Raw genomic sequence first — 23,287 nt, forward strand, 5'->3', positions numbered from 1 at the left:
CACTGTTTTCTAAAGAGCTGTAAAAAAGCGCGCTACAATTATGATTAATAATGTGAGCGCGCTTTTTTGTGCTTAATTTAGAAATATCTAAGTGGGCTTTGGTAAGCATTGCCTATCCATATTTTCGATAGTATTTCATGCTATATGAATATAAGATAGCTGACTATAAGATAACAAATACAATAGTCGAATAGCTCGACTTACGTTACACTCATGCTGCTATATAAATGTGACATTTATCACTTATTTATGATGCGTTGCTGATACTTATTATTGGAATGACCTATGAGATTTGCTGACCCTGCCAACGATATGCCGTCGCTAGAGCATAAGTATAAGTATAAGTATAAGTATAAGCATAAAAACAAGACGCCTTTTGCTCTACTCGCAGTGGTCGCCGCCATGGCAATATTGCCTGCCTGTAGCACCGTCTCCGTCAATAAACAGCCCTCAGCAAAGACCATCGCCGCCCAGCGCGGCAATATTGTCACCGATAACAAACTGAGTAGCGATACCGCCTCAGTCCTATTGTCAGCCGGGCTTAATGAGCAAGCGTGTATGCAGCAGTTTAACCTCTGCCTAACGCAGCTTACCGACAGCATGCTAAATGAACATTACCGCCCAGCTTTGGCAGTATTTGCTGAATTACACTACGCTAAAGCGCGCCAGCTTGGCGAATCTAAAGACTGCCGCAATGCCCTCGCCCGCCCGCCAATTGACCCTTATTATGCCAACGCGCCTTTAAGCGACACTGATGCCAAGGCGCAGCAAAAAAGAACCGATAGCTGCTTGATTGGCTATCAAGAACGTTTATTTGATGCCATTAAAACCAGTTATACGTACTTATTTTATGACAGCTTAGAGCATGATTTTGAAGGTGCGGATAAAGAAACCAGACACTCACACACGCAAAGTCGTATTCCAAGTGAGATGGATATCCAAACCCAAGACATCTATAACGCCGCTAGTAACGATGTGATTACCCAGCTCTATCAAACGGCTGATGGTGGCGGTAAAATGATGGGTAATACCAAGGTAGAATACCTACCGACGTCCGCAAGTACTCCCACTAGCAGCGAGCAAGCAGTAATTGCCAATCTTACGGCCGTCAAGGGACAACCAACTGACCAAATTAAAGTCATGAAAATGCACATAGACGACTACAATCTCAATGTCTATTTGCCCAACGAAAATAACTACCTCAAAAATGCCAATCAACAAACCGCTGCCCTAACCGATTTGGTCTCGACCTATGAGCTACGCCTCTCTGGACTAAACTCTATTAGTAAGCGCCCAGGTCTGGGTATCAGCTTGGTAGCTTCATTGGACGACCGCTATACCACTACCATTCGTCAATTATTAATCTCGTCGTTAGCAGATAGGACGGGCAGACTGCATCAAGAAAGCCCACGTCGAACAGCCAGCGATATAAACGAAAGCTCGAAAGAGCGCTCAAAGGATAGCTTGGACAGTGATGATGCCAGTACGCGTATTTATCCGACCGGACATTTACTGATGACCGGGCTGATTAAGCCGACGGGCAATAGCGTGCTTGATACCCTGAGCAGCAAACAGCTTGATATTCATTTATACAACCCTTACCGCAGCGAGAGCGCCAATATCTTAGGTGACGATTATCCACTGGCGGCAAACTTTTCAGCAGGTTACGGCTTATGGTTGGCAGAAAACCAGCTTGATGGCGTCGGTTATCTAAACCTGATTACCCGTAAAAAAGAAACCAGTTTACCCAAGCTCTTTATGCTCGAACCTTATGATGCTGATAAGCGCGTCATCATTATGCTGCACGGTTTGGCCTCAAGCCCAGCGACATGGGTCAATTTAACCAACGATATTTTTAATGACGACAAACTGCGCAATAACTATCAAGTTTGGCAGATTTTTTATCCAACCAACTTGCCTATTTTGGAAAATCGTTATCAAATCCAAAAGCTCATCAATACCACTTATGAGAAAACCGACCCTACGGGGCAAAATATCGCCAGCAAAAACAGCGTCATTATCAGTCATAGTATGGGCGGTATCATTGCGCGTATGATGTTGTCTGACGAAAATTTGCTCGATGATTTGGACCGACTTGACGACCAAAATGCGCTGTCGATGAATGAGAAACGTCAAATACGTGAGGCGATCAAGCAGTCTGCGGGCAAAGAGCAGCTAAAAGAGCGTTTTGAGCTTAAAACTTTACCACAAGTAGATACGGCGGTATTTTTATCGTCGCCGTTTCGCGGTACCGATTATGCCGACCGCTGGTTCACGCGCGCGCTACGCCGCATCGTGTATCTGCCCGTTGGTTTGGTAAAAACGGTGACCGATAACTTAGCAGCCTTGGCCATCCAAGGCGATTTGGCCCAGAACCCGCTCGGCGCGCTATATTTACAAAACGGCGCCAGTCAATTGAGTGACAAATCGTCTTTTATTCAATTAACCAAAGATATCCGTATCAACGACCGTATCACCTATCATTCAATCATCGCCAATAACGATGCCGATATCACCCGAGGTTTGGCAGAAATGCAGCCTGCTGGAGCAAAGCTCGACTTGTCCGAAGAGATAACAGAAAATGACCATGCAGAGGACGTTATCGACGTTGATGACAGCAATGCGCTGTTAACGGATAGTGATGAGTTACCAGGTCAACCCCTGGTCGCCGCCGTGACAGTCGATGGCGAGATTGGGCAAGCACTCACCGAGCAGCTGTCAGATGGTATCGTGCCCTACACCAGCGCTCACCTCGATGGTGCAGCGTCAGAGACGGTTATTAACGGCGGTCATAGCATCCAAGAAAACCCGCAAACCATTTTGACCTTACGCCGTATTTTGCATCAACAATTACAGCAGCAAGATACAAACTAAATTTCACCTATATAAAAAGCTTTGAATTCTTATTATTAAAATTTGTTTTTTTATATTGCTGTTTGGTATCTATTGATAACAATAGTTAAACAATGACTATTATTTCAAAGATTATTGGCTAATATTGTAAGTGGTTTATGAACGCATAGGTGTGTGATAGCACACTTGTGCAACTTGCGTGTGCGCAAGGTGAAGCGCATAATACTAAAATGTTTAATATGAATAAAACGATCGTTTGATGAATATTTAATAGTTTATAAGGATATAAATTATTTACTTTGGCTAAATAGTCAGCCCTAAAATTTTTTAGTCTTACCATACGGTAATGAATAAAACATAAGGGTAATGAACGCTATTTTAGTTAAATTTTTATCTTAATTACATTTGCCGCTAACTAATACTTAGCGATTGCCCGTAATAATAAGCGCCCTGAATGATGGACGGTTACGGACAGTTACTTGCGCGTATCATGGAAGCCAACGCTATTCAGCTAACAGATAAGGGTAACCGTTTATGTTCGCTACATTTATGATTGATCAAATGGATGCGTTGATGCTCGCGCGCATTCAGTTTGCCTTCGTTATTTCCTGGCATATTATCTTCCCCGCTTTTTCTATCGGTCTTGCCAGCTGGTTGACCGTGCTTGAATTTCGCTGGCTAAGAACTGGCGAGCCTATTTATGTTGAAGTATACAAACATTGGGTTAAGATTTTCGCTGTGGTATTTGGACTGGGTGTGGTATCGGGTGTGGTCATGTCCTATCAGTTCGGAACCAACTGGGCCGTGTTCTCCGACAGAGCTGGTAATATCTTAGGCCCATTATTGGCGTTTGAAGTCTTAACGGCGTTTTTCTTAGAAGCGTCCTTCTTAGGGATTATGCTCTTTGGTTGGGGACGGGTGAGCAAACGCATGCATTTTGCCTCTACCGCCATTGTTGCCATCGGTACGATGATTTCAGGATTTTGGATTTTGGCCGCCAACAGCTTTATGCAAACGCCGCAAGGTTTTATGCTGGGCGCTGATGGTCTGTTATACCCCACCAACTGGATTGAAATTATCTTTAATCCTTCGTTTCCTTATCGCTATGCCCATATGATGACGGCAGCCTTTTTAACCACCGCCTTTGTGGTTGGCGGTATTGGCGCTTATTATTTACAGTCCAAAAAGCACGTTGAGCATCGGCAGCATGGTCGAGTCATGCTCGGCATGGCGATGATTATGGCGATATTTGTGGCGCCAGCGCAGGTTCTCATCGGTGATGAGCATGGCTTAAACACTCTTGAGCATCAGCCAGCTAAAGTCGCGGCGATGGAAGGGATTTGGGAAGATGAGCGCGGTGCGGCATTGCGGCTATTTGCCATACCGGACCAAAAGAACCAAACCAATAACTATGAGCTTAGCATTCCTTATGTCTCCGGTTTGATTCTCACCCATTCACTAGATGGTGAGGTCAAAGGTCTTAAAAATTGGGCACCAGAAGATCAGCCGCCCGTTATGATTGTATTTTGGGCATTTCGTATCATGGTTGGTATTGGTATGTTAATGGTGCTCATCGGTTTATTTAGTCTTTATAAGTACTTTAAAAAGCAGCAGTTCGATCCTGAGAGTAAGCTCTTCCACCGTGCGTGGATGATGATGACGCCGCTTGGCTTTATAGCGTTACTTGCCGGCTGGTTTGTGACCGAAACAGGTCGTCAACCTTATACGATATATGGGGTTATTCGTACTGCTGAGAGTATGTCACCTATCGCAGCGCAGCAAGTGGCGACAACCTTGATTGGCTTTATTGTGCTATATGCCTTTGTGTTTGGCGCGGGCAGCTTTTATATTTTGCGCCTCATCGCACAAGGACCCAAACCGTACGAGGACCCTTCGGATGATCATTTCTATGATCACTCTGTCACCGAAGCCCAAGGTCGCACGCTAAGCGGTGATAAACGCGCTGCTGATAAAACCAAAGGGCCTGAAGAAGGTTTGGATAAACCTGCTGACGACGTCGATGATGGAGGGTTACGCTAATGTTTAACTATGGTGATGTATTAGATTTACCCTTAATCTGGGGTGGCTTGATTGCGCTATCAGTCTTTATCTACGTCTTACTAGATGGTTTTGATTTGGGCTGCGGCATCTTATTTCCGTTTGCAGGCTCTGATAAAAACCGTAGCCGCATGATGAACTCTATCGCGCCTTTTTGGGATGGTAACGAGACTTGGCTGGTACTGGGCGGCGGTGGTTTATTCGCAGCTTTCCCTGTCGCTTACGGCATCATTATGAGCGGTCTTTATCTGCCGGTTATCTTTATGCTGTTTGGCTTAATTATGCGCGGCGTGGCGTTTGAGTTCCGTTTTAAAGCCACCGCCCATCGCTACGTTTGGGACGGTTTCTTTTTTATCGGTTCTGTCGTTGCGACGTTTGCCCAAGGTATTATGCTTGGGGCGCTAGTCCAAGGCTTAGAGGCCAGCAATCGCCTGTATACAGGCGGCCCTTTTGATTGGTTCTCGCCTTTCTCTATCATGTGCGGTTTTGCGCTATTGATTGGTTATGCGCTACTGGGTTCTACATGGCTGATTATCAAAACCGAACATACGCTGCAAGTCTGGGCACGCAAAGTATCAGGTTGGCTGCTCACCGCCTTAATCATCGCAATGATTGCGGTGACGATATTTATGTATTTTTCAGATATCGAAGCGCTTGAAGGCTGGTTTAGTTTACCAGGGCTGTTGTATCTAGCGCCGATGCCAATTATCGTCTTGCTCTTATTCTTCTTTATGCGTAAAGATTTAACTACTGAGCGCGAGTATCGTCCATTTTTATTGACCGTTGCATTATTTTTGATGGGTTATATCGGCGTTTGTATGGCAATATTCCCGTATATCGTACCTTATCAAATGACCATTTATGAGGCGGCAGCGGCTGATACTTCGCTCTCCTTTATGCTCATCGGTGCCGGTATTATGTTACCTATTATCTTAAGCTACACGGCTTTCGCGTATTATACTTTTAAAGGTAAAACCGACCACGAGCACATGTATTAAATAAGCAGCGGCTATTATCTATCTAGTAGGGATAGTAGCCGCGCTTAGCTTAATCCGCTCATGAATATGTGATGACTGATTATTAGAAAATGGCTTAGATTAGAAAGGTAGTTTGAAGTTAGAAAATAGCTTGGAGTTAAAAGGCAGTTTGGAGATAGTGATGAAAAAACTCAGTAAAAAACAATCGCAATGGGCTTGGTTTATAGGCTTATACTTGGCGGGTTTTTTGGTTGTTTTTACCATTGCCCAATTAATAAAATTGGCAATGGGTGTATAAAATCTCTTTATCAAAACCTAGCGCCATAAAAAAGCAGCGCTGAATAGTAAATATTCAGCGCTGCTTTTTTGTTTTAACTTTAACTGTCGTAAAACCGTTTATGCACCGCGATGATTATCGACACTGTGATTTTCTATATAGTCATTAATTTGTGTTAAGCGCTCGGGCGTACCGACGTCTATCCAATTGTCTTTAATCACCTCAGCGGTAATTTGGAACTTTAGCATTGCTTGTTTTAACAAGGGAGCAAGGGCTGCCGGTTGTCCTGTTACCAGCCCATCTACCAGTCTTGGTGAGATGACACTGATACCTGCAAAGGTATATTTGTCTGCATCAGCAATCGGCTGCTCGCTTGCCAGTCCATTATTGATAGCAAAGTCGCCGCCATTATTATGCTCAGGATTAACAATCAATAATAAGTGCGCTCGTTGGTCAGCGCCTAACGGGTAATCTCGCAACGGCGCAAAATCATAGGTCGTCCAAATATCAGAGTTGACTAAGATAAAAGGCTCATCGCGCAGCTTATGGTTTTGCAGCGCGTTAAAAATCCCACCAGCAGTCTCAAGCGGCTCATCGCCCTCAATCGACCAATGCAGCGTCACGCCATACTCTGCGCCATCACCCAACGTCTGCATCAGCTTGTCTGCAAGCCATGAAGCATTGATAGTGATATCAGTAATGCCAGCGGCTTGTAGCGCCTTGATATGCCAGACAATAAGCGGCTGCCCGCCTACTTCCACCAAAGGCTTTGGCGTCTCGAGTGTGAGCGGACGCAGGCGCGTACCTTTGCCAGCCGCCAAAATCATCGCTTGCGTTATTACCGACATACACGCTCCTTGTTGTTGGCTGTATGATTGCCTATTATTCATTATCGACTGTTTTAAACAAAGTAAAAGCGATGAATACTGTCATCGCTTTTATTTTGCTCATGCTGTTTAAATATACTGTTGTACAAATTTATGTTGATAAGCAGGCAAGATAGACTCTCGCAGCCATTCATTAAAAGGAGTAACCGCTTGCTGCATATCGGAATTACCGTGTTCTGCCAGCCATTCTAGCTCAAAAATCAGGTCACGCATGACTTTTGGAATATCGGCCAAATAGCGGCTTTTGCCATCACGCTCAAACAGGCGGATAAAAATACCCAGCACTTTTAAATGCCGTTGTACGCCCATGACATTGACATCATTTTCAAACTGCGCTGCATTATCAGCCGTTACCAGCCCTGCCTGTTTTTGCAATTGCCAGCAGTCCTGTATCCAGCTTGATACCTGAGTCTCTGGCCATTCTACATAAGCATCGCGTACCAATGATACCAAATCATAGCTATACGCGCCTATCACCGCATCTTGAAAATCAATCACGCCCAAGCGCGTATGATCTGCTTGGTCTTGCATAAGGTTGCGACTGTGATAATCACGATGGACGATGACCTGCGGCTGCACCAAAATCTCAGCGATTAAAGCCGATTTAAGATTTTCCCAAAGCGTTTGCTCAAGCTCTATACCAATATAAGGAATAAACCACTCGCTAAACAAATTCATCTCACGGTTTAGTAGGGCAGTATCATAATCTGGTAATTGATGATCCGTCTTTGCGGTCGCCACTGGCACCACTTGTAAGGCAACCAAAGTGCGCAGCGCTAATTGATAGTAATCATTCACCTGAGCGGCTGGCGCATCGACCAGCAGATGAGCAAATTCTACCGTACCAAAATCTTGCAATATCAAAAAGCCTTTTGCCACGTCTTGAGCGACGAGCGTCGGAACATTGATTGCTGGCGCCATCAGTTTTGCGACATTAATAAACTGCTGCAACGCGTCTTGTTCGTCAGCCGAATCCATGACAATATAGCGCTCAGTTTCGACAGCATCATTATCAAGTAACTGGATACGGTGATATTGGCGCGCGCTGGCATCACCCGGCAGACTATCAAGAATAAATTTTTGGTTGGCAAACACGTCTTGCAACCATTGCTCTAACTGCTGCTGGCGCGTAGCGGTTACGTTAGGTACTGTCATGGTTTTATCCGTCATAAAAAGTATCGCAAATTAAATATCAGTCATAAATAAGTGATATGTAGGGCAAATAGTTGTTAAAATAATGAGCGTGCGCCTAAACAGTGCAGCCGCTTTAAGCAGACAAAATCTACTGGCTATGTAGCCGTAAAAAGGTCTGTATCATCCGCTATCGTATAAATTTTGGTAAATAGTGTAGCTGATTTGGTTTTTTTTGACTATGATTAGTCGTCATTATATGTAAAACGTTCCGATTTTCGAGATTATCGTCTTAATGATAGGTTTATTCGCCTTTAAATAACGTTAAAATATAGCCTGTCATTTAACGATCGCAATCCAATAGGCTCTACAATCATAGGTGTGCCCTTGTTATATTCTCCGCTTTACCAAAGCATCCGTTTGATTTTATTTGGCGCCTTGGGCTTAACCAGCTTGACGGTCAGTGCGGCTCTTAATCCTGTCGATAACAATGTTGATGCACAGACGACTGAGCCACTAATCACTGAAAATAGTAGTGACGCCACCTTGTATACCCTCTCTACTGAAAAGGGCAATCAAACCCAAAGTGGCACTGCTGATGCTAATAATAAAGCGTTAAACAGTCAATTAACAACTGCGCCTGTTTTCAACAATGATGACGTATTTACCAGTGACAACGTAAATATCACGGCAATTAATGACAGCAGTGACAGGATTGATGTTAATAATAATGCCGTCAACAACGCTACTAAAACAAACAATACCACTGCGCCCGTTAATAACAGCAGCACAGCCAAATCCAATAAGCGCAGCATTGATGTCAATGACGAAAGTATTCAAGACAGCCTGATACGTTTAGCAGAATTTTATGAATTAACGCCTGATACAGATCCCGCTACGTTACATAATAATAGCAATGATGACGTAGCAGATAGCAATAACAGCGATATTCAAAACTCTTTTGCCGCGCAAACCATTGAACCTGTAGGCAACGACTTAAAACTGCTACCAAATAGCGTCGATAGCGCCCAGCGCTGTGAAGGTCAATGGGTTTATCCTAAAAAAAATCCTAATTACCAACGTGCGATCAATGAAACGGGCGCACCTAACGGCCAGCCAGCGCCCAACTTAAACGGCATTCCTAATAATCAAGCGCCACTGTTTGCAGAGTCGGATTATGGCTATTACGACAATGTCGACTACGCCGAGCTTTCTGGTAATGTCATCGTTGACCAAGGAACGCAGCATATCGAAGCGGAAAAAATCGTACTCGATTTGAACAACAATGTCGCAGCCGCACAGGGTAAAGTGATGTTTACCGACCAAGCGACTGGACAAAACAAAAACGCTGCTGGCTTGGCCGAAGCTAACCGTTTTCAAAACAGCAACGGACAAAATATCAATGGTCAAAACGCTAAGTCTAGCCTCACTGAAAAAGCCTCCACTGGCGGTCTTATCGGTGTCGCCGACAGCTTAAACTACAATACCGAAACTGGACAATCAACAGCTAAGGACGTGGCTTTTGCTAGCGTAGAGCTGCAAGCACACGGCTATGCCAAGCGCTTAAACCGCCCTAACGAGACGCAGTATGAGCTTGATGAGGTGATGTTTAGCACCTGCCCGCCGACCAACCGTAAATGGCAGTTTGATGCTAAAAGCATCGATTTAGATACCGAAACAGGCCGCGGCGAAGCTTACAACACAACGTTTAAAATTGCTGATGTACCGGTATTTTATTTACCCTATTTTAATTTCCCTATAGACAATAGACGCAGCAGCGGCTTTTTATTACCGAGCGCGAGTGTCGGTAGTGAAAGCGGACTTGAAGTTGACGTACCTTATTATTTTAATTTAGCGCCATACTACGACGCCACCCTTAATACTCGCGTTTATACCAACCGTAACCCCATGCTCTCCGGTGAGTTTCGTTATCTAACTGAGGAGTACGGCGAAGGGATTTTTAACGGCTCTTATTTGCCCAACGATAAAAAATATGACGGCGAAGATCGCAGCAGCTTTTTTTACGATCATTACTGGTCATCTACCAGTATTCCACGCTTAAGTGGCGACGCAAAATATAGCTATGTGTCAGATGCCGATTATCTCAATGACTTCGATACCTTGGGTTTGTCAGACAATACCTTAAACCTACCACGCCGTGCGCGGGTGAATTATTATAACGATTATGTCAATGGTGAATTAAAAGTCGAGACTTTCCAAACGCTCGATGCATTTAACAATAATGGACAGCCATTACAAGATAAAGACAAGCCGTACTCGCGCTTGCCACAGCTTAAACTTGACTATCGTCTACCATGGGCAAAAAGCTTTGATATCACAGGCGTAAGTGACTCGGCTTATTTTAAAAAATCCATCGATGATGGCTCTGAAAATGAAAAAAGTGGCACGCGTTTTTATAATAAATTAAGCGCCGTTTATCCGATGGAAAAATCTTGGGGCTATATCAAACCTAAACTTAGCTTACAGCATTTATATACTTCTTATGATGAAGACAGCTTGGCGGACAATGATTTGAGCAAAGATGACGGCAACCAATCGGTATTTGTGCCTCAAGTCAGTGTCGATGCTGGCCTGCACTTTTCTCAAGCGGGCTCACCCTTTGGCGCCTTTGACGATACTTTAGGCGGTTATCGCTTGCTCAGTCCGCGCTTAAAATATACCTACTCGCCCTATAAAGACCAAAACGATATTCCTAACTTTAATACCCGTATTGCCTCTATCAACTACGAGCAACTGTTTTCGGACAGCTGGTTTTTAGGTCATGACCGCTTGCAAGATTTGCATGCCTTTACACCCGGTATTAATTATCGTTACATCGATGCAACGGGTGTGACACGTTTTGATGGTAGTATCGCAGAGCAGTTTTATATCGATGATGGGCGCGTGACCCTTGAAGACCAAAAACCCGTGCTGACGAATTCTTCCTCAGGATTGGTTTGGGATACCAGTACCCAGCCTTATAATAACGTCTGGGTCGATGTAAGCGGCGCGCTTACTCATAGCTATGATTTAAACTATATCACCACTGAGCTGCGTTATCAGCCATCTGACAACAGTTTATTTAACGTCGGCTTTGTGAAGCGTATGCGCGATGAAAACACCGACCAGTTACCTTTATCGGCGTTTACCGCATCAGCGGTTTTCCCAATTAATAATAACTGGCGCGTATTGGCGCAAGGTCAATACGATTATAATCGTGATAAAATGCTCGACTCGTTAATCGGTGTTGATTATGAGGATTGCTGTTTTGGTTTTGCAGTTTATGGTCGTCGTTACTATAATGATTTGAATATCAAAGACAAACCAACACAAGCGATTATGGCAGAAATCAGACTCAACGGTCTTGGTAGCGGTAGCAGCCGCTTAACACGCTTACTTTCTGATAAAGTGTTGGGCTTTGAGCCGGTTCAAAGCGCATGGAAAGATGAATAAAACGTCGTCTATATCCTTAGACTCACGTATGATTGATGGTTTATGTATCAAGTAACTTTTGTGCTATAACAGCATATAGCAGTGTTTACACCCTATTATAAACAGCCTTAGCCGCTACTTAAATGAAGAGTAACGGCTAAGGCTTAACCGATTACCATCCGATGCAATGACATTGATGAGGAGCATCATGAGATTTTTTTCTTTACGTCAGACAAGCCGAGTTGTATTGCTTTCTATGGGTATGACGGGCGCTATTGCTCTGAGCCTAAGTGCGCAAGCAGCCACCGTTAAGCCTGCAAAAACTTCAGCTGCAAACGTTGATGCTGGCACTCAGAAAAATAGCGCCGCACGTTTGACGCCTGCCAATAGTACGGACGGTATCATTGCCTTGGTCAATGAAAACGCTATCTTAAAAAGTGATCTCATCGCTGCCATGGCGCAAACCCAAGCAAGGGCGCAGGCGGCTGGTGAACCGATTGCCAATTCAGCCCAGCTGCAGTCTGAAGTGTTAAACGCCCTCATCATGCGTGAATTACAACTCTCAATGGTCAAACGAGTTGGTCTCAATCCTGATGAAGCTGCCATCAATCAGCGGCTGGCTCAAATCGCCCAAGCAGAAGGACTCAGCAGCCTTGGCGAGTTGCAACAACGTTTGGACGCCGCAAAACCAGGCAGTTATGCTACCCTACGCGCGCAATTGATTGAAGATGCCGCGATTCAAGCCTTGCAGCAGCGCCAAATCGCAAGCCGCGTGCGCATCAGCGAACAAGATATCGATGCCTTTTTGGCCTCTCCTGAAGCCAAGCGTTTGAGTCAAAGCGAATATCAAACCATTCACGTACGTATCCCCTATATGGACGATTACAGCCGTCTGTCGGACGCCCAGCGTGAAGAAGCATTAAAAGTCGCGCAGCGTCTACGCACACGACTGCAAGCGCCAAATGTCGATGTCACAGAAGCCATTGCCGCAAGTCAAGGCAGCTACCCTATTCAGTTGCAAGGCGGCGATATGGGCTTTCATAAAGCGGCTGCACTACCAACCGAGCTTGCTAGCGAAATCACCAAACTTGAAGTTGGCGCCGTCAGTGCGCCGTTAGTGACCCCAGAAGGTATTGATATCATCAAACTGGCTGATAAAAAATCCAGTGATACCATGCTAGTGCCGCAGTGGCATACGCGTCACATTTTAGTCAAAGTCGATGAGCTACAAACCGATGCTTTGGCTGAGCAAAAAATCAATGACCTCTACGAGCAATTACGTAAAGGAGCCGACTTTGCGAGCCTAGCTTCAACTTATTCAGATGATCCCGGTTCAGCAGGACGCGGTGGCGATTTGGATTGGGTTGGTGAAGAGCAAATGATTGGTCCGTTTGAAACAATGATGAAGAATACCGCCGTCGGTGATTACTCTGCACCATTCAAAACGCAATTTGGCTGGCACATTCTAAAAGTTGAAGGCAAACGCGAGCAAGATGTCAGCGATGAATACCGTCGCAATATGGCACGTCAAGCGCTATATCAGCGCCTTGCTCCGCAAGCCAAAGAAGACTGGCTACAAGAACTACAAGCCGGCGCTTATATTCAGATACTCGGCTAATTAGTATTTAATAATATCGAAAAAATTTTATAAAAGAAGGGTAGTATATGCTAATGCATGTACCCTTTTTTAATTTAGGTCATTTATTAAAAACTCCATAAATGATGGGATAAGCTTTAGCTCAGAGCTCTATAGTGAGTGAAAAGTAATAACAATACATCACGCACTGCTGATATCAATTTTTCTTGCTAGCTGTGCCTGCGCAGACAGAGGCTACAAAAAATTGATATCAGCAATACCGTCGCGTTTTTAGGATATTTTAACTATACATTCATTAACGCTTTTATTAACGCTTTTATTAACGGTCGAAAATATTTTTCAAATAAAAATAATGCACAAAGAAAAGCCCCGAACCTAGGGCGTTGGGTTCAGGGCTATGGCGTTTCATATTGTTGTTATTATCTCTTCCGTGTTGACTCGTCCTAAGTCATAAACAGTAACCTATAAGACAGCGGGCTGACCTGTGCTTTTATTGTTACTGCCTCAACACTGCATCCTTACGTATCCTTGTGTTGATGGTTGTATTCTAGGTGAATTGACGCGGAACGACTAGAGGCTAAAGACCTTATTTAGCGTAAGCATTTGCTTACGTCGCCATTGTTTGTGGCGAGGGTTTTATACAGATGATAAAACCTTTTTAGCAATCACTTTCCTTTTCAGCCTCTGCATGTTCTTTTGATACTTTACAGCCCTCTTCCTTACCCGCTTCAATGGTATTTTTTGCCTCTTTGACATCTTCTGCCTTCTCAATTGGCGCATTAGTTTCTTGGGTGCTGACTTTTTCGGGCTCGTATTGTAGCGTTGTCAGCACCGGAAAATGGTCGGAGCCGATAGACGGCATGCGCTGAATATCGACTAAGGTGAAGCAGGCACTATGGAAAATATGATCTAACGCCCAACGTAAAAACGGATATTTAACATGAAAGGTATTGATAAAATGGCGCCCGATACGAGGATCTAGCAAGCCTGAGATACGTTGAAAGCGGCGGGTAGTCTTTGACCAAGCGACATCGTTTAAATCTCCTGCCAATATCGCCGTTTGCTTATTTTCTTTGATATGTTTTCCAACCATCAGCAGCTCAGCATCGCGGGTCGTAGACTTATCTGCCTCTGTCGGACTGGGCGGCATCGGGTGCAAACAATAGAGCCAAATCACTTGTCCACCCTGCAAACGTAGCTGCGTATGGATAGATGGAATATCATCAATCATCAAATACTTAACTTCAGGGTCTATGAGCTCAAGCTTAGAATACAGATGCATACCGTATAGATTATCCAAAGGCACTTTGACAGTATAAGGATAATTTGCTTCTATTTGATTAAGGGCTTTCTCCCATTTTTTATCAGTCTCTAAAGTAATTAAAATATCGGGGCGCTTATCTTTTACCAGTTCAACCAGTTTTTGGGTCTCATCATTGGGCGTCAATACGTTTGAAACCATGATTTTAAGCTGGTGCGCATGTCCATTTGGCATATCCTTGGCAGTGAGCACTTCTTTTTTCCAAAGTATGGTATAGGGCAACACCATACGCAATTGAAAGGCGAGCGCGCTACTTAAAACGATAAATAACAGCCACTGACCAAGCTGCCAGTCCGACCAAAATATAACCATGCCAAGCCAAGCGGCGAACCCGAGGAACATGATTTGAATACGGGGAAACTCAACACCTCGCACCCACCAATTATCAAGAGGCAACAAGCCCCAAATAGTGACAAAGGCGATGAATCCTGCCAACCACTGAGCGCCATAATATAAGAGGGAGAGATCCATAATGTGTGTCGACCGTTTATTAAATGAATGGCAAAGCCAATAATAGTGAATATTCTTTATATAATAATTGTTTGGGCTAAAATTATTTAAGCTAAAAATGATTGAGCGGCTAAACTCTAAACCTTTGTCACAAGATAAATAGCCTGCTTACTTTAGCACCTCATCACGCCTGCGCCTACTATTGAACATTCATTAGACGTTAGCGGCTATAAAAAATTACAATTTAAGCCTTATTTAGAGGGGCTTGAATTTAAGAGAAGTTGACACGATAAACAATCAGCAAGCTTAATAAATAGCAGGCTTTATGGGTAGTAGCATTGATAAGTAGAAAAGTGAATAAGTCATATCTGAAAAATGCGGTATATTCTCTAAAAAACCTTGCTTTTTGCTGCTATTCACGGCATTGTTATCGGTTGGCAGTGCAACAACTTATGGTGAAAAGGATTGAGTTTTATGAGTAATTTAACAGTAGGCTTGGTAGGCTGGCGCGGTATGGTCGGGTCAGTATTGATAGAGCGTATGCGTCAAGAAAAAGACTTCGATGGTATCACACCAGTGTTTTTTTCGACCAGTAACGCTGGCGGCGACGCCCCAAGCTTTGACGGTATCAAGACCAGCAAACTAAAAGATGCTCATGATATTGAAGCACTTGCTGCCTGTGACGTAATTATCACCTGCCAAGGCGGCGATTATACCTCAAAGGTACATCAGCCCCTACGTGATAGCGGTTGGACTGGCTACTGGATTGACGCGGCAAGTACTTTACGTATGGAAGATGACAGCATCATCATTCTTGATCCTGTTAACCGCAATGTGATTGATAAGGCACTGGCAAATGGCAAAAAAGACTTCATCGGTGGTAACTGTACCGTGTCACTGATGCTGATGGCAATCGGGGAGCTGTTTAATAAAGGCTGGGTTGAATGGGTCAGCGCCATGACTTATCAAGCAGCGAGTGGCTCTGGCGCCAACAACATGCGCGAGCTAATCGAAGGTATGGGCGTACTCCATGAAGCAGTCAAAGACGAGCTTGCCGACCCTGCCAGCGCCATCCTTGAGATCGATAAAAAAATCGCTCAGACACAGCGCTCAGACGACTTTCCAAAGCAATACTTTGGCGTACCACTAGCAGGCAGTTTGATTCCTTATATCGATTCGCAGTTAGAAAACAAACAATCGCGCGAAGAATGGAAAGGTGGCGTTGAAACCAATAAAATCCTTGGCAATTCTGAAGCCGATAAAATTGCCATTGACGGTATGTGTGTCCGCGTTGGCGCCATGCGTTGTCACGCTCAAGGCTTAACGATTAAACTTAAAAAAGACATCCCGCTAGAAGAAATCGAAGCGGCATTGAAAAATAGCGATAATCAGTGGTTAGATGTGGTTGAAGATACCAAAGAAGCTGCTATAAATCGCTTAACACCGGTAGCAGTAACTGGCACTTTAACAGTGGCGCTAGGACGCCTACGCAAGCTCAATATGGGCCCTGAATATTTGGGTGCGTTCACTGTCGGCGACCAGCTATTATGGGGCGCAGCAGAGCCATTACGCCGTATGCTGAATATCATCCGTGAGCAAAACAGCTAATCTTATTTAATCGCCAATAAAAAAGACAGCGCTTGCTGTCTTTTTTTAGCATCATTTTTGGCGTTATTTTTTTAATAATGAATCATTTAGGCTGATAAGCAATCATTATTTCATTGCGGCGCATAAATGGCAGCGTCCAAGGTGGATTATAACGCGCCAGCTCAGGCTTACCTGTGATGGTTAAATTTTGCCCTTGCATCCAAGATTGTAGCTCTTTAGTTTTTGCCGCGACCTTTTCAGTACCCGCCAATCCTGAAAATTTAATAACGCCATAAGTTTGCGCTGGAACTTCTACAATTTCGATATTCGGATTATTGGGTTTTGGCAGCGTTTGCAGCGTATATCGGCTTGGCATGGTAAATTGCACGCGCCATTTGTCTTTAGTTTGTTAAATGCTGACTGGCGCAGTCATACTAATTTTACGACTCTTGCCATTTGCGGCGCTATTATTGCCAAAGATATAATCTGCTAGAATCTTAAATCCTGCACGGCTGGCGGCATCTTGGTCGCCCGTTACCCAAGTCTGTGCCATTAACTGCTCATCGTAACGACGCAGCTCAAAGTCTTCAGTCTGTTTTAGTACAGTATATTTTGGCTCTTCGGTTGCCATAGCTGCTCCTGATAGTAATAATGCGCTCGTTAATAACAGTCCATTTAATAGGGCTTTATTTGATAAGTCATTATTCAATAGCAAGCGAATCGATGACAAATAAATTGCTTTATCCATATCCTCTCTCCGCTATATACATTTAGCACTTAACATTTATTTGATTTATAGTAGCTACTCTTCTAATTTAGCAATGACTTGGCAAGAATGTCTGTATTTTTTGGTTATAGCATGCCAATTAATAAGCGATTAATGTCCCGTTTAATTGTTAGCATGCTTAGGCTATTTTATAAACGCTCTCCTTCTCTAAACCAATTGTCAGCCGCTTAAATATCCATGTCCAAAAAAATGCTTAACAATGTTATAATTAGCGCCATTTTCATAGCTTAAATAGCGGTTATCTTATGCAATTTGTCTTACACAAAACGGCCAGCGGTATCACGCGCGCACGCCGTGGTACGGTTCATCTCAATCATGGCGATGTGCAAACGCCTGCTTTTATGCCAGTGGGTACTTATGGTACCGTAAAAGGCATGCTGCCACGTGATATCGAAGCGATTGGCGCTGATATTATCTTGGGCAATACTTTCCATTTATGGCTGCGTCCGGGCACTGATATCATTGATAAATTTGGTGGTCTGCATAAATTTATGCATTGGGATAAGCCTATTCTCACCGATTCGGGTGGTTTCCAAGTATTCAGTCTTGGGGCCATGCGTAAAATCACCGAAGAAGGCGTGACTTTTAAATCGCCTATCGATGGCGCAAAAGTATTTTTATCGCCAGAAAAATCGATGCAAATTCAATATAGCTTAAACTCAGACATCGTGATGCAGTTCGATGAGTGCACGCCCTATCCTGCCACTCATGAAGAAGCCAAAAAATCTTTAGAGTTGTCACTACGCTGGGGCCAGCGCTGTGTCAATGAACATAAGAAGCTTGGCAGTACCAATGCTTTATTTGGCATTATCCAAGGCAGTATGTATGCCGATTTGCGTCAGCAATCGCTCGAAGGTCTGCTTGAGATTGGCTTTGATGGTTATGCCATCGGTGGTTTGTCGGTTGGCGAACCAAAAGAAGAGATGATAGAGGTTTTAGATTATATCGCTGATGATATGCCGGCTGATAAGCCGCGCTATTTGATGGGCGTTGGTAAGCCTGAAGACCTTGTTGAAGGGGTACGCCGCGGCGTCGATATGTTCGATTGCGTGATGCCAACTCGCAACGCCCGTAATGGTCATTACTTTGTCACCGGTGACGCTGAGAACGCCGGCATTATACGCATACGTAATAGCCAGTATCGTACTGATGAAGGGCCATTAGACCCTGAATGCGACTGCTATACCTGCCAAAACTTTAGTCGTGCTTATTTATCACATCTGAATAAATGTAAAGAGATGCTAGGAGCGCAACTGGCGACCATTCATAACTTGCGTTACTATCAGCGTTTGATGCAAGGTATCAGAGACGCGATTGAACAAGATAAATTTGATGAGTTTGTGCATGAGTTTTATAGTAAACGCGGTCAAAGCGTTCCTGAACTCAATTTACGTTAACCATTTTTAGAGTTATTTTATCTGCGTAAGCTGCTTTAAGCTAAAGGCATTAAAATGGAAAAGGGCTTAAGATTAATCTTAAGCCCTTTTTATTAGCTAATAATCAATACCGCCTAGAATTATAAGTACGTATTAATCATAGTTAATCTATTAGCTCATCAAAGTGGTCACGAAGACAATCAGTACAGCAATCGGCGCGACAAATTTAGCAATGATTTGCCATAATTGCCAGGTGCCATTAGACAATCCAAGCTCTTGCTGAATGCTACGCTGATCCATTTTCCAACCGACAAAGATAATCGCGGCAAGACCGGTTAAAGGTAACATGAATTTACTGGTTAATTTGTCCAAAGCATCAAAAATACCATTACCCATGATGGTAAAGTCGCTCCATAGATTAAATGACAACAAAGCTGCGATACCTAATAACCAAACCGCGATACTGGCGACGATGGTCGATACCGTACGGCTCATTGGCGTACGCTCTTCTAACAGCTCAACCGTTGGCTCAAGCAGTGAGATTGATGACGTCACAGCGGCAAAGGTAATCAATAAGAAGAATAAAGTACCAATGATGGCACCGGCGCCCATACTACCAAAAGCAATAGGCAAACTGACAAAGATAAGACCAGGACCAGAAGCAGGATCAAGACCGTTGTTAAAGATAATTGGGAAAATAGCCAAACCAGCGGCTAAAGCAATGACAGTGTCTAGAATAACAACGGTACGCGCCGTGCTTAATAGATTGACATCACGACCCAAATAAGAGCCATAAGCAACCATGATGCCCATACCGATAGATAAGGTAAAGAAAGCATGACCAAGCGCCGCTAGCATCACATCGCCATTTAACTTACTAAGGTCTGGCGCAAACAGGTAGTTCACCGCTTCGCCAAAACCGCCGTTCATGACGTTGTAACCAACAATCACGAATAAAATCACACCCAGTAAAGGCATAAGCACTTTGGCCGTGTTCTCAATACCTTTGGTGACACCAACACCGACGATTAAAGCGGTGATTGCCATGAAAACCGTATGCCAAATTGTCAAGGTGCCAGCTGACGCCAACATCGCATCAAAGGTTGCCGCTACAGAGTCACCGTCTTGTCCGGCAAAGCTGCCTGAGCCAACTTTGGTGATGTAATTAAGCGCCCAACCACCGATGACACTATAAAACGATAAGATTAAAAAGCCACCTAAAATACCAGTCGCACCGACAATACCCCAACTGCGTGATTTACCTTCGCTTGCGGCGACATCAGAAAACGTATTGATAGGGTTTTTTTGCCCACGGCGACCAATCAGCCATTCTGCAACCAAAATTGGAAAACCAATCAGAGCAAGACAAAATAAATAGGCGATAACAAAAGCGGAACCACCACTCTCCCCAACCATATAAGGGAACTTCCAAATATTTCCTAAACCAACTGCCGATCCTACTGCTGCTAGTACGAAGCCAAAACTTGAGCTCCACTGAGCATGTTCTTGTTTATTAATAGCCATTTTGCCTTCCTCGTGCTTCAATTACTGTTGCTTATAATCTTCCTTGATTATCATAAATCGCTCTTAATGACTGAGACTCATTTAACCAGCTTGTCAATGTGACGCACTTAGCAACATTATGAAAGAATTGTTTACAATATCGTAAACGCCCAGTTTCTGCTAAGCGACCAAAAAAGTCAAGTAGCGATAAATATAAAAAGCCATAACTAATAGTTATGGCTTTTTATATTTATCGAGATAATTTGTCAAAGTATAGTATTTTGAAAATCGAGCTATCACAGTATTTTTATAATTAGTAAAACTATGTTTAGCGAACCACACCGCGGCGACTTTTTTGTAGCGAATCTATTAGCAGGGCGATTTTTGGCTCTGTTGGTAATAGCTCTGTTTTTAAAATGTCAAGCGCTTGAGCCGTTGTTAGACCTGATCGGTAGATAACACGATACGCTTGGCGCAATACATCAATCGTCTCTTTAGACCAGTCTTTACGGCGCATACCTTCGACATTTAGCCCGTGGGCTTTGGCAGGATTACCTGAAACCATGGTAAAAGCAGCGACGTCTTTTAAAATTAGGCTGGCGCCGCCAACCAAACTGTAATCATCAATGGTACAAAACTGATGAATACCTGAGTTGCCGCCAATAATCGTATGATTACCGATAGTCACATGCCCTGCCACCCCAACATTATTAGCCAATACATTGTGGTCACCGATTAAGCAATCATGGGCCACATGGGTATTGACCATCAAAAGATTGTGACTGCCAATCTTCGTTAAGCCGCCGTCTTGCTCAGTGCCACGGTGCAAGCTACACGCCTCGCGAATGGTATTATGATCGCCAATCTCAAGCCACGTGCGCTCACCAGCGTATTTCAAATCCTGCGGGTCTTCCCCAATACTGGCGAATTGATAAAACTGGTTGTACTGCCCAATACGCGTCAGTCTTGCTACGACCACGTGCCGATGCAAAACCGTATGGGCACCAATAGAAACTTCATCACCGACAATACAATAAGGACCAATGATGGCAGTCTCATCAATGTTAGCGGACGGTGAGATGAGTGCTGTTGGATGAATCTGACTCATAATATGGACCTTTGTATCATCTGATGCGAATAAATGGTAAAACAAGTAAAGCAAGCTTAGGGTAAATAATCAACCTGATACTGGTTCTGGTTAAAACTGGTTAAAAAGACAACGACGCCCAAAAGCACAGTGGTGTTTAAAAATGGCAATCTAGGTAAAATACCGAGATAAATTTCTAGATTTCTACTAACAATTATCTAAAGGCGAAAGATTTAGCCAATCTTATAAACTTGCCATACGTTAGCGTTCATCGTATTTTATTGTCCCTGACGGGCAATCATAATTTGAGCACTAGCAGCAAGCTCATCTTCGACATGGACGGTACAATCAAACTTATAAATACCCTGCTTTTGCATCACGGTTTTTGCACGGATAATCAGCTGGTCACCAGGGATAACACGGCGTTTAAAGCGCACTTTATCCACCCCTGCAAACAAATACAAATAACCATCTTCTGCCGTCAATCCAGCGCTGATAAACCCAAGGACGCCCGATACTTGCGCCATCGACTCCACCATCAATACACCCGGCATGATGGGCTGATCGGGAAAGTGTCCATTAAAAAACTCTTCATTAATGGTCACGTTTTTGATCGCTGTAATGCATTCGCCAGGGCTGCACGATATGACTTTATCTACCAGCAAAAACGGATAACGATGCGGCAGATAGTGCTTCAATGTATGATAGGTTAATGGCAGTGTTAAGCCTTGTTCTGCTAAGCTTTTGATGTCTTCATCGCTCGGGCTATCAATATCAGTTGTGCTCATAATGGCGCTTCCTTGCTATATACTAAGCAGTGCTTTATGTTTAAGCATTGCTGTGTTTTTAAATTTTATGAATAAATTGGATATGTTGTTAAGTTATGTATTAACCGCGCTAGACTAATCGCGACCAAGCTGGCGAAAGCGTACCGCCGCACGGCGCCAATTGGCGGTTGGCATGGCCGCTGTACCAGAGGAGTATGAACCAGCCTTGGTAATGGATTTGGTCACCATGGTCATGCCAGATAAGGTGACGTCATCAGCAATCTCAATATGGCCAGTAATGCCAACAGCGCCGCCGATAATACAGCGCTTGCCAATAGTGGTACTACCGGCAATGCCAGTTTGCGCTGCGATGGCAGTACCATCACCGATACGGACGTTATGGGCAACTTGTACAAGATTGTCAATAATAACATGATTGCCAATCACCGTATCGTCAATTGCTCCGCGATCGATACAGGTTTGGCTACCTATACGTACATCATCGCCAATCACTACGCGTCCTAATTGAGCAATACGCTCCCAGCCGGTAACACTAGGATTACTCGTAGGCGCAAAGCCGAAGCCTTCTGACCCTATGCTAACGCCAGCATGCAATCTTACACGATTACCAAGCACACAATCATGCCCGATGACCACTTGTGACTTGAGCACACAATCGGTACCAATATTGCTGTTCTCTTCAATGACCACGTGCGCATCGAGCACACTGCGATCACCAATTTGTACCCCTTCGCCAATCATACAAAAAGGCCCAACAGTCACCTCATTGCCAATAACTGCACTTTCCGCTATCACGGCACTCGGATGAATACCCTCAAATAAAGATGTACGGGAAAAAAGCTGACTGGCACTGGCATAAGCCAAATAAGGTGCCGCAACGATTAAGGCAACCGTATTCTGTGCAACTTTGCTTTGATGGTCTGAGGTGGTCAGCACAGCTCCAGCCTGACTGTTTGCCAGACTAGGCAGATAATGTGGGTTGGCCAAAAAGCTTAACTGCTGCGGATTGGCGGTGGTTAAATTACCGATACCCTCTAATTTTAGACACAACTGTTCAGCGCTAAGGTCATCCTTGTTAAGAACCGGCTGACGCTGCTCAATGCGAGTGATAAGTTGCTCAATCGTTATCATAGTTGCTATTGGTATAATTAAAATTAGTATGGGTATGAATAAGTG

The 23,287-nt window shown here is 44.0% G+C and carries 14 protein-coding genes and 1 pseudogene; 7 read left to right on the forward strand and 8 right to left on the reverse strand.

The window, feature by feature from the left end:
- Positions 1-285 precede the first annotated feature (285 nt).
- From H9653_RS00495 to cydB, 3 genes are all read left to right on the forward strand, one after another.
- Positions 286-2,874, forward strand: a complete 2,589-nt coding sequence (locus tag H9653_RS00495; RefSeq protein ID WP_191689693.1) for an esterase/lipase family protein — start codon at positions 286-288, stop codon at positions 2,872-2,874.
- Positions 2,875-3,387: 513 nt separating this feature from the next.
- Positions 3,388-4,893 carry a cytochrome ubiquinol oxidase subunit I gene (locus H9653_RS00500; protein WP_102077205.1) on the forward strand — a complete coding sequence of 502 codons (1,506 nt, stop codon included), beginning with the start codon at positions 3,388-3,390 and terminating at the stop codon, positions 4,891-4,893.
- Positions 4,893-5,909, forward strand: coding sequence for a cytochrome d ubiquinol oxidase subunit II (gene cydB, locus H9653_RS00505; RefSeq protein WP_102077206.1), 1,017 nt, complete (start codon positions 4,893-4,895; stop codon positions 5,907-5,909). Before H9653_RS00500 ends, cydB begins: the two co-directional genes overlap by 1 nt.
- 375 nt (positions 5,910-6,284) lie before the next feature.
- On the opposite strand, the gene murU is transcribed toward cydB, so the two are convergent.
- A complete protein-coding gene (murU, locus tag H9653_RS00510) occupies positions 6,285-7,013 on the reverse strand; it encodes an N-acetylmuramate alpha-1-phosphate uridylyltransferase MurU (protein WP_191689695.1) in 729 nt (242 codons plus the stop codon).
- Positions 7,014-7,121: 108 nt separating this feature from the next.
- Complete coding sequence (locus tag H9653_RS00515; RefSeq protein ID WP_225211535.1) at positions 7,122-8,207, reverse strand: aminoglycoside phosphotransferase family protein; 1,086 nt, start codon at positions 8,205-8,207, stop codon at positions 7,122-7,124.
- A gap of 363 nt (positions 8,208-8,570) precedes the next feature.
- Here H9653_RS00515 and H9653_RS00520 point away from each other — a divergent pair, with 363 nt between their 5' ends.
- Together H9653_RS00520 and H9653_RS00525 are read left to right on the forward strand one after the other, a co-directional pair.
- Entirely contained in the window at positions 8,571-11,636 is a 3,066-nt protein-coding gene (locus H9653_RS00520; protein WP_068404550.1) for an LPS-assembly protein LptD, read from the forward strand.
- A 187-nt stretch (positions 11,637-11,823) separates the two neighbouring features.
- On the forward strand, positions 11,824-13,233 hold the full coding sequence (locus H9653_RS00525) for a peptidylprolyl isomerase (protein ID WP_068404552.1): 1,410 nt from the start codon (positions 11,824-11,826) through the stop codon (positions 13,231-13,233).
- A gap of 637 nt (positions 13,234-13,870) precedes the next feature.
- Here H9653_RS00525 and H9653_RS00530 read toward each other — a convergent pair.
- Positions 13,871-15,004: an endonuclease/exonuclease/phosphatase family protein gene (locus H9653_RS00530; protein ID WP_191689697.1), complete on the reverse strand. Its 1,134-nt coding sequence runs from the start codon at positions 15,002-15,004 to the stop codon at positions 13,871-13,873.
- 453 nt (positions 15,005-15,457) lie between these two features.
- Between H9653_RS00530 and asd the strand changes: the two genes are divergently transcribed.
- Positions 15,458-16,591: an aspartate-semialdehyde dehydrogenase gene (gene asd / locus H9653_RS00535; RefSeq protein WP_068404555.1), complete on the forward strand. Its 1,134-nt coding sequence runs from the start codon at positions 15,458-15,460 to the stop codon at positions 16,589-16,591.
- An 82-nt stretch (positions 16,592-16,673) separates the two neighbouring features.
- Here the strand turns inward: asd and H9653_RS00540 are convergent.
- Positions 16,674-17,318, reverse strand: a pseudogene (locus tag H9653_RS00540) (SOUL family heme-binding protein).
- Between the two features lie 284 nt (positions 17,319-17,602).
- Between H9653_RS00540 and tgt the strand changes: the two are divergent.
- On the forward strand, positions 17,603-18,754 hold the full coding sequence (gene tgt / locus H9653_RS00545) for a tRNA guanosine(34) transglycosylase Tgt (protein WP_068404557.1): 1,152 nt from the start codon (positions 17,603-17,605) through the stop codon (positions 18,752-18,754).
- Between the two features lie 150 nt (positions 18,755-18,904).
- Here tgt and H9653_RS00550 read toward each other — a convergent pair whose 3' ends face one another.
- From H9653_RS00550 to lpxD, 4 genes are all read right to left on the reverse strand, one after another.
- Positions 18,905-20,257 (reverse strand): sodium-dependent transporter, encoded by a 1,353-nt coding sequence (locus tag H9653_RS00550; RefSeq protein ID WP_068404559.1) that lies wholly within the window; start codon positions 20,255-20,257, stop codon positions 18,905-18,907.
- Between the two features lie 307 nt (positions 20,258-20,564).
- Positions 20,565-21,344, reverse strand: a complete 780-nt coding sequence (gene lpxA / locus H9653_RS00555) for an acyl-ACP--UDP-N-acetylglucosamine O-acyltransferase (RefSeq protein WP_191689699.1) — start codon at positions 21,342-21,344, stop codon at positions 20,565-20,567.
- Positions 21,345-21,601: 257 nt separating this feature from the next.
- Complete coding sequence (fabZ, locus tag H9653_RS00560; RefSeq protein ID WP_068404562.1) at positions 21,602-22,111, reverse strand: 3-hydroxyacyl-ACP dehydratase FabZ; 510 nt, start codon at positions 22,109-22,111, stop codon at positions 21,602-21,604.
- A gap of 114 nt (positions 22,112-22,225) precedes the next feature.
- The gene (lpxD, locus tag H9653_RS00565; RefSeq protein WP_068404563.1) at positions 22,226-23,242 is read right to left on the reverse strand and encodes a UDP-3-O-(3-hydroxymyristoyl)glucosamine N-acyltransferase; all 1,017 of its coding nucleotides are present in this window, start codon (positions 23,240-23,242) and stop codon (positions 22,226-22,228) included.
- Positions 23,243-23,287 lie beyond the last annotated feature (45 nt).

Origin of the sequence: Psychrobacter communis (genome assembly GCF_014836505.1) — a bacterium.
In the GTDB taxonomy this organism is placed as follows: domain Bacteria; phylum Pseudomonadota; class Gammaproteobacteria; order Pseudomonadales; family Moraxellaceae; genus Psychrobacter; species Psychrobacter faecalis.

What these genes read in the sequence shown, in the direction of transcription:
- fabZ (WP_068404562.1), bottom strand. Translation starts at nt 22,111, where the DNA reads ATGAGCACAACTGATATTGATAGCCCGAGCGATGAAGACATCAAAAGC.
- H9653_RS00500 (WP_102077205.1), top strand. Translation starts at nt 3,388, where the DNA reads ATGTTCGCTACATTTATGATTGATCAAATGGATGCGTTGATGCTCGCG.
- tgt (WP_068404557.1), top strand. Translation starts at nt 17,603, where the DNA reads ATGCAATTTGTCTTACACAAAACGGCCAGCGGTATCACGCGCGCACGC.
- H9653_RS00495 (WP_191689693.1), top strand. Translation starts at nt 286, where the DNA reads ATGAGATTTGCTGACCCTGCCAACGATATGCCGTCGCTAGAGCATAAG.
- murU (WP_191689695.1), bottom strand. Translation starts at nt 7,013, where the DNA reads ATGTCGGTAATAACGCAAGCGATGATTTTGGCGGCTGGCAAAGGTACG.
- H9653_RS00515 (WP_225211535.1), bottom strand. Translation starts at nt 8,207, where the DNA reads ATGACAGTACCTAACGTAACCGCTACGCGCCAGCAGCAGTTAGAGCAA.
- cydB (WP_102077206.1), top strand. Translation starts at nt 4,893, where the DNA reads ATGTTTAACTATGGTGATGTATTAGATTTACCCTTAATCTGGGGTGGC.
- lpxA (WP_191689699.1), bottom strand. Translation starts at nt 21,344, where the DNA reads ATGAGTCAGATTCATCCAACAGCACTCATCTCACCGTCCGCTAACATT.
- H9653_RS00530 (WP_191689697.1), bottom strand. Translation starts at nt 15,004, where the DNA reads ATGGATCTCTCCCTCTTATATTATGGCGCTCAGTGGTTGGCAGGATTC.
- lpxD (WP_068404563.1), bottom strand. Translation starts at nt 23,242, where the DNA reads ATGATAACGATTGAGCAACTTATCACTCGCATTGAGCAGCGTCAGCCG.
- asd (WP_068404555.1), top strand. Translation starts at nt 15,458, where the DNA reads ATGAGTAATTTAACAGTAGGCTTGGTAGGCTGGCGCGGTATGGTCGGG.
- H9653_RS00525 (WP_068404552.1), top strand. Translation starts at nt 11,824, where the DNA reads ATGAGATTTTTTTCTTTACGTCAGACAAGCCGAGTTGTATTGCTTTCT.
- H9653_RS00550 (WP_068404559.1), bottom strand. Translation starts at nt 20,257, where the DNA reads ATGGCTATTAATAAACAAGAACATGCTCAGTGGAGCTCAAGTTTTGGC.